The organism is Myxococcus sp. AS-1-15 (genome assembly GCF_020037055.1).
Taxonomy (GTDB): Bacteria; Myxococcota; Myxococcia; order Myxococcales; family Myxococcaceae; genus Myxococcus; species Myxococcus fulvus.
Genome location: NZ_JAIQDF010000006.1, coordinates 369,370 through 381,259, shown reverse-complemented (window position 1 = coordinate 381,259; position 11,890 = coordinate 369,370). Strand labels below are relative to the sequence as shown.

General features: G+C 71.7%; 10 protein-coding genes. 7 read left to right on the top strand and 3 right to left on the bottom strand.

All coding sequences use genetic code 11. The features are described from left to right. Entirely contained in the window at positions 1-1,011 is a 1,011-nt protein-coding gene (locus tag K8625_RS19410; protein WP_223746033.1) for a cupin-like domain-containing protein, read from the bottom strand. A gap of 147 nt (positions 1,012-1,158) precedes the next feature. On the opposite strand from K8625_RS19410, the gene K8625_RS19405 reads away from it, so the two are divergent. From K8625_RS19405 to K8625_RS19390, 4 genes are all read left to right on the top strand, one after another. Further along, positions 1,159-1,317 (top strand): hypothetical protein, encoded by a 159-nt coding sequence (locus tag K8625_RS19405; RefSeq protein ID WP_170300394.1) that lies wholly within the window; start codon positions 1,159-1,161, stop codon positions 1,315-1,317. 166 nt (positions 1,318-1,483) lie between these two features. Continuing rightward, a complete protein-coding gene (locus K8625_RS19400) occupies positions 1,484-2,041 on the top strand; it encodes an RNA polymerase sigma factor (RefSeq protein WP_046711104.1) in 558 nt (185 codons plus the stop codon). After that, complete coding sequence (locus tag K8625_RS19395) at positions 2,038-3,474, top strand: zf-HC2 domain-containing protein (RefSeq protein ID WP_223746034.1); 1,437 nt, start codon at positions 2,038-2,040, stop codon at positions 3,472-3,474. The genes K8625_RS19400 and K8625_RS19395 overlap by 4 nt, the downstream gene beginning before the upstream one ends. A 151-nt stretch (positions 3,475-3,625) precedes the next feature. Beyond that, positions 3,626-5,272 (top strand): acyl-CoA synthetase, encoded by a 1,647-nt coding sequence (locus K8625_RS19390; RefSeq protein WP_223783538.1) that lies wholly within the window; start codon positions 3,626-3,628, stop codon positions 5,270-5,272. Position 5,273: 1 nt separating this feature from the next. On the opposite strand, the gene K8625_RS19385 is transcribed toward K8625_RS19390, so the two are convergent. Further along, on the bottom strand, positions 5,274-6,362 hold the full coding sequence (locus tag K8625_RS19385) for a YcjF family protein (RefSeq protein ID WP_141327579.1): 1,089 nt from the start codon (positions 6,360-6,362) through the stop codon (positions 5,274-5,276). A gap of 301 nt (positions 6,363-6,663) precedes the next feature. On the opposite strand from K8625_RS19385, the gene K8625_RS19380 reads away from it, so the two are divergent. Genes K8625_RS19380 through K8625_RS19370 form a run of 3 tightly spaced genes read left to right on the top strand, consistent with a single transcriptional unit; the run spans position 6,664 to position 10,456 of the window. After that, positions 6,664-9,600, top strand: coding sequence for a cation-transporting P-type ATPase (locus K8625_RS19380; protein WP_223783537.1), 2,937 nt, complete (start codon positions 6,664-6,666; stop codon positions 9,598-9,600). Beyond that, complete coding sequence (locus tag K8625_RS19375) at positions 9,597-9,836, top strand: hypothetical protein (RefSeq protein ID WP_141327577.1); 240 nt, start codon at positions 9,597-9,599, stop codon at positions 9,834-9,836. Before K8625_RS19380 ends, K8625_RS19375 begins: the two co-directional genes overlap by 4 nt. A gap of 11 nt (positions 9,837-9,847) precedes the next feature. Further along, positions 9,848-10,456, top strand: coding sequence for an HMA2 domain-containing protein (locus K8625_RS19370; RefSeq protein ID WP_223746037.1), 609 nt, complete (start codon positions 9,848-9,850; stop codon positions 10,454-10,456). Here the strand turns inward: K8625_RS19370 and gndA are convergent. Next, on the bottom strand, positions 10,453-11,889 hold the full coding sequence (gene gndA / locus K8625_RS19365; protein ID WP_223746038.1) for an NADP-dependent phosphogluconate dehydrogenase: 1,437 nt from the start codon (positions 11,887-11,889) through the stop codon (positions 10,453-10,455). The genes K8625_RS19370 and gndA overlap by 4 nt on opposite strands. Between the last annotated feature and the right edge of the window lies 1 nt (position 11,890).

Sequence of the window (11,890 nt, the reverse complement as noted above, 5' to 3'; positions counted from 1 at the left end):
CTACAGCGGCGTGGGCAGGTACGTGTTCCCCTGCGGCACCTGGAAGTGGTGGAACGTCACCGACGCGCTCACGTCGAGCGCGCGCACCCAGTGCCACCAGCCCACCGGGATGAACACCAGCTCCCCCGGTTCCAGCACCGCCTCCACCACGTGCGCCTCCGCGTAGAGCGGGTGGCGCTCCACGTCCGGGCGCTCCGCGTCCACGTGGCTGAACGTCCCGTAGCGGGGATACATCAGGTGCCGCTGGAAGGAGGGGATGAGCTTCACGTGCTTGCGCCCCATCACCTGCGCCAGCAGCACGTTCATGTTGTCGTGGTGCAGCGGCGTCACCGTGCCCGCGGGGCCCAAAAGCAGCGTCATCATGTCCGGCCGCAGGCTGTCGTCGATGATGCCCTGGGGCGCGCGCACGTCCTCGCGCAGCGGCTCGAAGCCCTCGCGCTGCCAGTTCTCGTTGCGCGGCACCATGTAGTAGTCGTTCGTCTCGCCCCCCGTCGCCACCCGGTGCACGTAGTCGCGAAAGCGCATCGTCTCGCGGTGCTTGTCCGGCTCGGGCGCGTGGTCAGGGTTGGATTCACGCCGCGTCATCACCTCCACCTCCACGTCCCCCACCCGCTCGGCCAGGTAGGAAAGCGACCAACGTCCGAGCGCCGGCCAGTCCTTCATCCGCCCCGTCAACACCACCGGCCGGTGTCCGAAGTAGTAGCGCGTGAAGAACTCCTCCGCGGACAGCTCGTGGCGTCGCTCCAGCGCCAGGTGTCCACCGGATTGCCGATGCAACGTGCTGTACGTGTCCATCACCGACTCGAGCCACCCGTAGCGTCGTCCCACCCGCTGGCAGGCCTGGAAGAACGGATGCGCCTCCACCCGCGCCACCTCCTCTCGCGCCACCTCCTCGGACACGCCCGCGCCCGCCAACGCCAGACACGCCTCCTCGCGCGTCACCCCCATCGCCAGGTTCTCCACCAGCCAGACCTGCCACTCCAACGCCAATCGGGATGTATCCACGCTCATTTGGAAAACCTCGAAATCCGAGACGCAATCCACCCCGCCGCCTCTCACGGAATCGGACCGGAGCATGGTAAGGACGGCGACAGATTCAAAGTTTCATCCACCAGCAACTTGTCCGTGCTGCTGTATCCCAGCACGAGGAGCGAGCGAATGACGTCCGGTTCCAAGCCCGTCGAGTCGAGTGCCGCGGACGCCCACGTGAAGAACAACTACGTGGACTGCGCCACCACGGTGGGGGTGCAGCGCGCCCGCAAGCCCCTGCCCATGCCGTCCAGCCCCGCCCTGGCCTCTGCCCCGCAGCAGCCCTAGGCGCCGTCTCCCCTCCAGACCTACATCCGCTGGAGATCCATGCCCGGACTGGGATTCCATCCCTTCCGGGCATTGCCTTGTTGGTGCCCTTGCACTTTTTTCTCAAGGAACGGACGGCACCGCGTCTTTGACTGGGAAACCTGCCGCGCGAGGCATGTAGGACATCATGGCCAACCTCTTCAACCGGGAGCGGAGGCGCTTCGAGGCGTTCATCCGACAGCACCGGCCCAGCCTGCTGGGACTGGCGCGTCGTCTGTCCGCCCGCTCCAGCCTGGAAGCCGAGGACCTGGTGCAGGAGACCTTCGAGCGCGCGATGCAGGAATTCGAGTCGTTGAAGGACCGGACGGACGCGGCGGCGGCGGCGTGGCTGTGCACGACGATGACCAACCGCTTCCTGGACTATTGCCGCAGGCAGCGGACGGAGTCCCGGGGAATGCCCCACCTCGCGCTGGTGCAGGAGGGGGTGGCGCAGGCGGAGGCCCAGGAGAACTGGGAGCTGGTGAGCACCGAGGAGTTCCAGAAGGCGGTGGAGCGGCTCAAGCCGCACCTGCGTGATGCCTACCGGCTGCACGCGGAGGGCAAGCGCTACAACGCCATCGCCGAGCATTTCAACGTTCCCGTGGGCACGGTGGGCAGCTGGCTCACCCTGGCACGCAGGGACCTGAAGGACTTGCTGCTGCCACAGGTAGCGGTGGCCCGGGAGCAGGGGGCAACGAGCTCATGACGACGCCATGCACCAACAACCGACTGCATCTCTTCGTGGACGGGGAGCTGTCCGCCACGGAGGCGGATGCCTTCCGCCAGCACCTGACGCGGTGCGCGGAGTGTGAGTCGGGACTGAGGGATTTGTTGCAGCTGGAGCTGCTGGCGGCCCGGGCCCTGGGGGGAAGCGCGCCGGTGACGCAGGGCGCCGACGTGGCCGAGCCGGTGATGGGCGGCAACGTGGTGTCCCTGAAGGCGCGGCTCCAGAAGGGCCTGAAGCTGGCGATGCCGCTGGCGCTCGCGGCGGGGCTGGCAGCGGTGGTGGTGGTGCGCGGCCAGGCGGAGCCGGAGATTCCGGGCGAGGTGTGGCTGTCGGGCGCGGACACGCGCGCCTTCGAGGCGCGGCTCTCCCATCCGAAGGCGGACCGCTTCCTGCCCTACAGCCCCATGCGCGGCACCAGCCACTCGGCGCAGATGCTGCCGCTCAGGCCGCTGGCGGAGCTGGCGGAGCGGCACGACTACCGGGGCATCGCGGCGGCGTACGCCCTGCGCGGCGACTGGCAGCAGGCCGAGGCGTTCCTGGGTCAGGAGCCCGAGTCCGCGGACAAGGCGAACGACCTGGCCGTCGTCGCGCTCAGCCGTCAGCGCTACGAGGAGGCGCTGGGGCTGCTCACGAGCGCGCTGAAGCTCAATCCGAACCACGCCCAGGCGCTGTGGAACCGCGCGCTGGTGCTGCGCGAGCGCGACCTGCTGGACCGCGCGGCGGCGTCGTTCGACACCGTGGCGTCGCTGAGCGAGGCGGGGTGGAGCGGCGAGGCGCGGCGCATGGCGGCGGAGCTGCGCACGCAGCTGGCGGAGGAGCGGGTGCGCTCGCGCCGTCAGGTGATGGACGTGTGGACGACGCTCACGGGCGAGGCGCCCTGGGACGCGAAGCAGCTCGCGCAGCGGCCCGCGGTGGCCCGCGCGGCGCTCTACGACGCGGTGCGCACGGTGACGTCGAAGGAGCGCGTGGAGGCGCTGCTGCCGCTGGCCCGCGAGCTGGACGCGCTGGGTGGGGGCTCGGTGCTGCAGGACTACGTGCGGCAGATTGCCGCGCGGGACTTCACGGCGCGGGCGCCCTTGGCCCAGGGGTACGCGGGGCTGTTGCGTGACAGCGACACGAAGAAGGACGCGACGGTGCTGCTGGACTCGCTGCGCCGCTCGGGGGAGCGGGACATCTACTTCGGCGCGCTGATGCACACGGGCTCCGCGGTGTCGGACGCCACGGCGATGAGCGCGCTGCGCGGCTTCGCCGAGGGGACGCCGGACCCGTGGCTGCACCTGCTGGCCGAGCGCGAGGGCATCCGCCGGGAGCTGGCCGCGGGCCGCACCGCGCAGGCCGAGAAGCAGTTGATGGACGCGATGCTCACGTGCAACGGGATGGGCAACATCGTCCCGTGCATGGAGCTCAACTGAGTCCACCGTAGGTTCTCCTCGTCACACACCGGGGTCGGTCCTCTCTGAAGGGCCGGCCCCTCTGCTTTTTCGCGGCGGGCGTGTTGTCCACCGTGCGAAGCGGGGGCGTGTGGACGGACGTCGTGAGGAGGGGCGTGGCAGGCTCGCCCGCATGGCCCAGTCCACCCCTCGCAACATGCGCGACTACGCGGCGACCCACCGGGACTTCCGGTGGGAGCGGCCCGAGCACTTCAACTTCGCCACGGACGTGGTGGACCGGCACGCCGCCGAGCGGGGGGAGTCGCTGGCGCTGCTCTGGTCGGACGAGACGGGCCGCGAGCAGCGCTTCACGTGGCAGGGCGTGAAGCAGCGCTCGCTGCACGCGGCGCAGTTCCTCACCGGATTGGGGCTGAAGAAGGGGGACCGCCTCTTCATCATGATGCCCCGGGTGCCGGAGTGGTGGTTCCTGGTGCTGGGCTGCATCCGCGCGGGCATCGTCTTCATGCCGGGCACGCCCATGCTCACCGTCAAGGACATCCGCTACCGGCTGGTGGCGGCGGACGCGAACGCGGTCATCGCGGACACAAGCTGCCTGGAGCGCTTCGAGGGGCTCGCGGGCACCGGCCGCGTGGAGACGTGGGTGGCGGTGGGGGAGGGCGCGCCGGCGCCGTGGGTCCGCTACGAGTCGGGCACGGTGGGCACGGGCGCGCACGGACAGGACTTCGCGCCCACGCGCGCGGAGGACCCGCTGCTCATCTACTTCACGTCCGGCACCACGGGCATGCCGAAGATGGTGCTGCACACGCACGCCAGCTACGGGCTGGGCCACGTGATTACCGGGCGCTACTGGTTGGATTTGACGCCCGAGGACCGGCACCTGACGTTGAGCGACACGGGCTGGGCCAAGTGCGCGTGGGGCAAGCTCTTCGGGCCGTGGAGCCAGGGCGCGTGCAACGTCGTCTACGACTTCCGGGGGCGGTTCGAGCCGCGGAAGCTCCTGAAGGTGCTGGCGTCCCAGCAGGTGACGACCTTCTGCGCGCCGCCCACGGCGTGGCGGGCGATGGTGCTCGAGGACCTGAAGGCCCACGACCTGTCGAGCCTGCGCCACACGGTGAGCGCGGGCGAGCCGCTCAACCCGGAGGTCATCGACACGTGGAAGGCGGCCACGGGGCTGCACATCCGCGAGGGCTACGGGCAGACGGAGACGGTGGTGGTGGTGGGCATGTTCCCCTCGGTGGAGCCGCGCGTGGGCTCCATGGGCAAGCCGTCCCCGGGCTTCACGGTGGGCGTCATCGACGACGCGGGCCAGGAGGTGGCGGACGGGCAGGAGGGGGACATCGCGGTGCGCGTGGCGCCGGAGCGGCCGGTGGGGCTGTTCCAGGAGTACCTGGGCGACGCTGCGGCCAACGCGGCCTGCCGTCGAGGCGACTGGTACGTCACCGGGGACAGGGCCGTGCGGGACGCGGACGGCTACTTCTGGTTCGTGGGCCGCGCGGACGACGTCATCAAGACGTCCGGCTACCGCGTGGGGCCGTTCGAGGTGGAGTCCGCGCTGCTGGAGCACGCGGCGGTGGCGGAGTCCGCGGTGATTGGCGTGCCGGACGACAAGCTGGGCCAGCGGGTGAAGGCGTACGTGGTGCTGGCGCCGGGCTTCATCGCGTCGCACGAGCTGGCGAAGGAGCTCCAGGAGCACGCCAAGCGCACCACCGCGCCGTACAAGTATCCGCGCGAGGTGGAGTTCGTGCTCGAGCTGCCCAAGACGGTGAGCGGCAAGATTCGCCGCGCGGAGCTGCGCGCCACGCCGCCGAGGCCCGGGTGACTCAGGCCGAGGCGCGGCGCAGGGACAGCTCTTCCCTGAAGGCGCTGATGACGTCCTCCACGAGGGGAATCTCCCCGGCGCGCCGCTCCATCAGCCGGGAGAGCACGGCGATATAGGCCTCACCGAAGAGGGTGGTGAGCGCGGTGGCGGTGGAGGCGGCGATGAGCGCGCCGACCAGCGTGCCCGCGCCGGGGATGACCTTGAGCAGGCCCGACACGATGGCCTGTCCGGAGAACGTGGCGCCCAGCCCCGTGGCCACGGAGCTCACCAGCGTGGAGAGGAAGGCCTCGGTGAGCGGCAGGCCGAAGACACTGCTAATCCCCGCCAGCATTCCGACCTGCGTGGGGACGAGCAGGGCGGCGTCGGCGAAAGGGATGGGGGTGGCTCCGATGGCCGCGGCGGCCGCGGCCGCGCTGGCGACGATGCCGTGGGCCCGCTTGCGCTTCTGTTCGATGCTCACCCGCTGCGCGGCGGCGAAGGCGTTGCGCTGCCCCTCCGGCACCAGCTCCATGGTGAGCTCCACCAGCTCCACGAGCCCCTTGGCCTGGAGCGTGTTCCCCTCGTCGTCCGTCTCCTGGAGCGCGCGCACGCGCATGACGTTTCGGGCCATGGGCAGGAGCCGCTCCACCTCGGCGCGGAAGCCCTGGTCGTTGCGCGCCTTGGTGACGACCGCCACCACGGGCATGTGCCGCGAGAGCATGCGCGCGACCTCCAGGTCTCCATCCTCCACGCGTCGAGAGTCCTCTCCGATGCAGAGCCACGCGCAGTGCAGGTGCCGCGTCGCGTCCGCGTCCCGGCCCCGCGTGGCCACCAGGTCCTCGAGCAGCGTCAGCGTCTGCTTGTAGGCGCCCAGCTCCAGGCCCCGGGTGTCGAGGATGCTCACGGGGACGTCGCTCTTCGTGTACTCGCGCGTCTCCTGCGTGACGGGGCGGCCCTGGCCGGTGTCCGCGATGCGCCCGTGGAAGACGGCGTTGATGAGCGTGCTCTTCCCCACGCCGCTGCGCCCGGCGATGACGATGTTGACCCGCCCGCGTCTGCGGAAGGCCTCATCCACCTGCTTGCGAATCTCTTCGGTGAGCTGGAGCTCCATGACACGCCTCGTGGGTCCTTCGTCCCGGCCGCGCGGAACGGGCTTCTGGGGACAAGCCTAGCGGACCTGGGCCGTCCGACACGATGCACACGAGGGTGCGTCCAGGCGGGCGAGCGGGCCTCCGGACGCACCATCGCACCCGCTGTCATGTGACGCGTGCGGGCCCCTGGGTGCTGCGGGCTGTTGGCGGACCGGCGTGCTCCCCTCGCGACTGTCCGGTGCCGTGCATGGATACGCACGCCCCGTCGGATGGCCGCGCGGGGCGTGGGCCCTCACCTTGGGCCCTCCGGGGGTGTGGCGGATGGTGGTGTTCCTCATCGATGGCAGGGCGGCGCCCGCGAGCGTGGCTCGGCACGCCGTGGCCTCGCGCCGGCTCCGGCTGGTGGTGCCGGGGTTGTTGGGTGACCGCCACCTGGGACGTCGATTGGAGCGCACGTTCCACACCTGGCCCGGCATCGAGGAGGTGAAGGCGGAGCATCGCAGCGGCCGGGTGCTGGTGCGCTACGGCCCCGACGCTCCGCTGCTCACGCGCTTGAAGGAGACTCCCGAGGACACCGGCCCCGCTGTCGCGCGCGAGCGGCGTCCCGCGCCGGTCTCCGCGTCTCGTGACGAGGTGGCGTGGCACGCGCTGAGCGTGGACGAGGCGCTGCATCGGAGCGGGACGGACGCGCACGGCCTGTCTGGAAGGGAGGCGGCGACGCGGCTGCGACGTCAGGGGGCGAACCTGGTGGCGGGCGTGCCGCCGCGCTCGCGGTGGTCGCTCCTGCGCGCGCAGGTGGCCACCGTGCCCATGGGGCTGTTGATGGGCTCGGCGGCGGCGTCCGCGCTCGTGGGAGACGTGCTGGAGTCGACGGCCATCCTCGCGGTGGTGGGGCTCAACGCGGGCATCGGCTATCGCATCGAGCGGCGCAACGAGTCGCTCCTCGCGTCCTGGCAGAGGCTGGAGGCGGGACAGGCGCAGGTGCTGCGCGACGGTGTCCTCCAGGCCGTGCCCACGGCGGACCTGGTGGTGGGGGACGTGCTGCTCGTGCGCGCGGGGGATGTGCTCCCCGCGGATGCGCGCGTGCTGGAGGCGCACCGGCTCAGCGTGGACGAGGCGCCTCTCACCGGCGAGAGCGAGCCACAGGCCAAGGGCGCGGAGCCGGTGGCCGAGGACGCGCCCTTGGCCGAGCGTCACTCGATGCTCCACGCGGGCACGGTGGTGGCGTCGGGACATGGGCGCGCCGTCGTCGTGGCCACGGGCGGGAACATGGCGCTCGCGCGGGTGCGCAAGCTCGTGGAGGAGACGGCCTCGCCGCCCACGCCGCTGTCGCGCAAGCTGGAGCGGCTCGACAAGCGCGTGGCGCTGTTCTCCGTGGGCGCGGCGGCGATGTCCGGCGTGGTGGGGCTCGCGCGCGGACGTCCGATGGGACAGGTGCTGCGGGGCGCGGTGGCGCTGGGCGTGGCGGCGCTCCCGGAGGGGCTGCCCATCGTCGCCACCGCGGCGCTGGTGCGCTCGATGCAACGCCTGCATGCGCGCGGCATGGTGGTGCGCCGCGTGTCCTCGGCCGAGGCGCTGGGCGGCGTCACGGTGATTTGCACGGACAAGACGGGGACGCTCACGCGCAACGACATGTGTCTGGAGGTCCTGGACGTGGGCGCGGGCCCGGTGGACCTCGCCTCCTTGCGCGCGAAGCCGAAGGCGGTGCTGGAGGATGCGCCGACGCTGGCGCTCGCCGCGGCGCTGCTCAACAGCGACGTGGACGTGCACCGCAACGGGCACGAGGTCATCATCGCGGGCAGCTCCACCGAGCGCGCGCTGGTGACCGCCGCGCACTCCGCGGGGTTGGACGGTGCGGCGCTGCGCAAGGCCTTCCCGCGGCGTCGCCTGTTGGAGCGCACGAATGGCATCCACTACGTGGTGAGCCTGCACGACGCGCCGGGCGGCGGCGTGGCGTTCATCAAGGGCGCGCCGGAGCAGGTGGTGCGGCTGTGCTCCCGTGACTCGAAAGGCCCGCTGGGCCCGAAGGGACACGAGCGCCTGCTCGAGCGCAACCGCGCGCTGGCCCGGGAGGGCCTGCGGGTGCTCGCGCTGGGCTGGCGACGCGTGGACGCGAGGCACGTGGGAGCGCCGGAGGGCGATTACACCTTCGTGGGCTTCATGGGCCTCAGGGACCCGCTGCGTGAGGGGGCCGAGGAGACACTGCGTCAGTCCCGCGTCGCGGGCATCCGCACCATCCTCCTCACCGGGGACCAGCGGCACACGGCCGAGGCCGTCGCGCGCGAGGTGGGCCTGCGAGGCGAGACGCTCACGGGCAAGGAGCTGACCCAGCGACTGGCCGGGGCCGAGCGCGGGGACTGGCTGGACCGGGTGGCGGTGCTCGCGCGGGTGGCGCCCGAGGACAAGATGGCGCTGGTGCGAGCCCTGCGCGCGCGTGGCGAGGTGGTGGCCATGGCGGGCGATGGCGTCAACGACGCGCCGGCGCTGAAGGCCGCGGACGTGGGCGTGGCGGTGGGCGCGCGCTCCAGCGACATGGCCCGGCAGATGGCCGACATCGTCATGGCGGGCGAGGACCTGCGCGGCATCCTCCACGCGGTGGGCGAGGGGCGCATCGTCCAGGACAACCTGCGCCGCGCCCTGCGCTTCCTCTTCGCCACCAACCTGTCGGAGATGGCGCTGGTGGTGGGCGCCTCGCTGGTGGGCAGCCGCGAGCCTCTCGCTCCGATGCAGCTGCTCTGGCTCAACCTGCTGACGGACACCTTTCCGGGGCTCGCGCTGGCGCTGGAGCCGGGGGACGCGGACATCCTGGACCGGCCGCCCGCGCCTCCCGACGCGCCGCTGCTGACGCGCGACATGTCGCGGCGGGTGGTGCGCGACGCGCTGCTGCTGGCGGGCGTGGGCGCAGCGGGCCTGGTGCTGGGCGGACCGCCGCTGGCCTTCGGGATGCTCACCGCCGCGCAGCTGGGGTACGCCTCGGTGTGTCGGGCGCCTCGCACCGGGGCTCGGGGGCGCTCGCTGGACTCCGGGCGCTTCACACTATGGGTGGGCGGCGCGGTGGCCATGCAGGCCCTGGCGCTCACCGTGCCCCCGCTGCGCGCCGTGCTGGGGTTGCCCACGCCATCGTGGCTCACCCTCGGTGGGGTGGCGGTGGGGTGGGCGCTGCCCGGGGCGCTTCACGGTCTCTCCCGCCGCGTCCCCCGGGGCGCGGCGCATCGTCGTCCCTTCCTCATCCCCGCTTTCGCGGAGGCTTCCCCATGACGTTCCATCTCCCGTCGTTCCTGTTGGGCTACACCGCTGGCGCCGGCTCGGTGATGTTGAGCAAGCACCTGCGCCCGTTGCTGGTGGAGCTGGCCACCGCCGCCTACCGCTTCGGCGACATGGTGATGTCGAGGACCGCCATCAGGCAGGAGGACCTGGAGGACCTGCTGGCCGAGGCGAAGGCCCGGGCCCGGCGGGCCGCGAACGGTCACCCGCAGGGCCAGGCCGAGGCCTGAGGAGGCTGCCCGTGTCACGCTTCATCTATGTGGTCCATGTCCTGCCCGGCCGCGTACGGCTGAGGCTCCCGTGGCTGCGCGAGCATGGCTCGGTGGCCAACGAGCTCGCCGAGGGGCTCTTGCGCATCCGCGGCGTGGACGAGGTGGAGGTGCGCCCCTTCACCGGCAGCGTCCTGGTCCTCCACGACGCGGACGCTCTTGATTTGGAGGACGTGCTCGCGATGGTGCGGAGGCTCACGGGCGTGGACCTCGTCGTGCGCCAGGGCGAGGAGGCGCCCGAGGAGGAGGTGCTGCTGGAGGCGCTGGCGATGGGCAGCGACGTGGCGCTCGCGACCAGCCGCTTCGTGAAGGGGCTGGACGTGGAGGTGCTCCGCGCCACGGGAGGCAAGGTGGACCTGGGCTCGCTCGCGTCGCTGGGCTTCGCGGTGGCGGGCGCGGCCAAGGTGATTGCGACGAAGAAGCTGCCCACGCCGGACTGGTTCAACCTGGCGTGGTGGGCCTTCGCCACCTTCTCGGGCGTGGAGCGCACCGCCATCGGCAACACGGCCTCGCCGGTGCGCACCGGGCCCCGGGAGTCACCGTCCCCCGACGATGACGTCCCGGCGGGCGAGCCCTCCTAGCTGTTCCAGTCGCTGTGCACGAAGCCGGCGTCGGGCTTGTCCCGGCGCTGGTACGTGTGCGCGCCGAAGGCGTCGCGCTGGGCCTGGGTGAGGTTCTGCGGCAGCTCCGGGCTGCGGTAGCTGTCCAGGTACGCCAGCGACGCGCTGAACACGGGGACGGGGATGCCCACCTTCGTCGCCGTGCCCACCAGCTTGCGCCACGCGGGCGCCAGCTTCTCGAGCACCGGCGCGAACGCGTCCGACACCAGGAGGTTGGGCAGGTCCGGCTGCTTCGTGAAGGCCTCGCGCAGCGGGGTGAGCAGCTTCGCGCGGATGATGCAGCCGCCCCGCCAGATGCGCGCCATCTCCGCCAGGGAGATGTTCCACTGGTACTCGTCGGACGCGGCCTGGATGAGCCGCAGGCCCTGCGCGTACGTCACCACCCGCGCCGCGTACAGCGCGTCATGCGCCCACGCCGCCAGGTCCGCCTTCTCCTCCGCGGACAGCGAGGCCCCAGGCCCCGGCAGCTTGTGGCTCGCCGCCACGCGCTGGTCCTTCATCGAGGACAGGTTTCGCGCGTCCAGCGCGGAGGCGATGGAGGGCACCGGCACGCCCAGGTCCAGCGCCACCTGCACCGTCCACTTGCCCGTGCCCTTCTGCCCGGCCTTGTCCAGCACCAGGTCCACCAGCGGCTTGCCCGTCTCGGCGTCCTTCTTGCGCAGCACCTTGATGCTGGTCTCCAGGAGGAAGGACTCGGCGATGCCCTGGTTCCACTTCGTGAACAGCTCCGCCACGCCCTCCGCCGACAGCCCCAGGCCCCGGCGCAGCACGTCGTACGTCTCCGCGAGCAGCTGCATGTCCGCGTACTCGATGCCGTTGTGCACCATCTTCACGAAGTGGCCCGCGCCATCCGGCCCCACGTGCGTGACACACAGGCCCTCGTCCGTGCGCGCGGCGATGGCCTCCAGCACCGGCTTCACCAGCGCGTACGCCTCCGGGGGGCCGCCGGGCATGATGGACGGGCCGTGGCGCGCGCCCTCCTCGCCGCCGGACACGCCCACGCCCAGGAAGTGCAGGCCCTTGGACTTGCACAGCTCCTCGCGCCGCCGCGTGTCCTGGAACCAGGAGTTGCCCGCGTCCAGGATGACGTCGCCCGGCGACAGCAGCGGGAACAGCCGCTCCATCATCTGGTCCACCGCCGTGCCCGCCGTCACCATCAGCAGGATTCGCCGGGGGCGCTCCAGCCCCTTCACGAAGTCCTCCAGCGACGCGAAGCCCTTCAGCGACGGATGCCCGTGCTGCTGGTGCATCTCGTCGATGCGCTCCGCATGCCGGTCCCACACCGCCACCCGGAAGCCATGGTCCGCGATGTTGAGGGCCAGGGCCGCGCCCATGACTCCCATGCCCGCCACGCCGAACTGCGCGCCCGTCTGGGCGCTCGCTGCCGCACTCATG

Bases quoted from the DNA above. Each gene is read 5' to 3' on its own strand.
- K8625_RS19410 (WP_223746033.1), bottom strand. From the start codon at position 1,011: ATGAGCGTGGATACATCCCGATTGGCGTTGGAGTGGCAGGTCTGGCTG.
- K8625_RS19405 (WP_170300394.1), top strand. From the start codon at position 1,159: ATGACGTCCGGTTCCAAGCCCGTCGAGTCGAGTGCCGCGGACGCCCAC.
- K8625_RS19400 (WP_046711104.1), top strand. From the start codon at position 1,484: ATGGCCAACCTCTTCAACCGGGAGCGGAGGCGCTTCGAGGCGTTCATC.
- K8625_RS19395 (WP_223746034.1), top strand. From the start codon at position 2,038: ATGACGACGCCATGCACCAACAACCGACTGCATCTCTTCGTGGACGGG.
- K8625_RS19390 (WP_223783538.1), top strand. From the start codon at position 3,626: ATGGCCCAGTCCACCCCTCGCAACATGCGCGACTACGCGGCGACCCAC.
- K8625_RS19385 (WP_141327579.1), bottom strand. From the start codon at position 6,362: ATGGAGCTCCAGCTCACCGAAGAGATTCGCAAGCAGGTGGATGAGGCC.
- K8625_RS19380 (WP_223783537.1), top strand. From the start codon at position 6,664: ATGGTGGTGTTCCTCATCGATGGCAGGGCGGCGCCCGCGAGCGTGGCT.
- K8625_RS19375 (WP_141327577.1), top strand. From the start codon at position 9,597: ATGACGTTCCATCTCCCGTCGTTCCTGTTGGGCTACACCGCTGGCGCC.
- gndA (WP_223746038.1), bottom strand. From the start codon at position 11,889: ATGAGTGCGGCAGCGAGCGCCCAGACGGGCGCGCAGTTCGGCGTGGCG.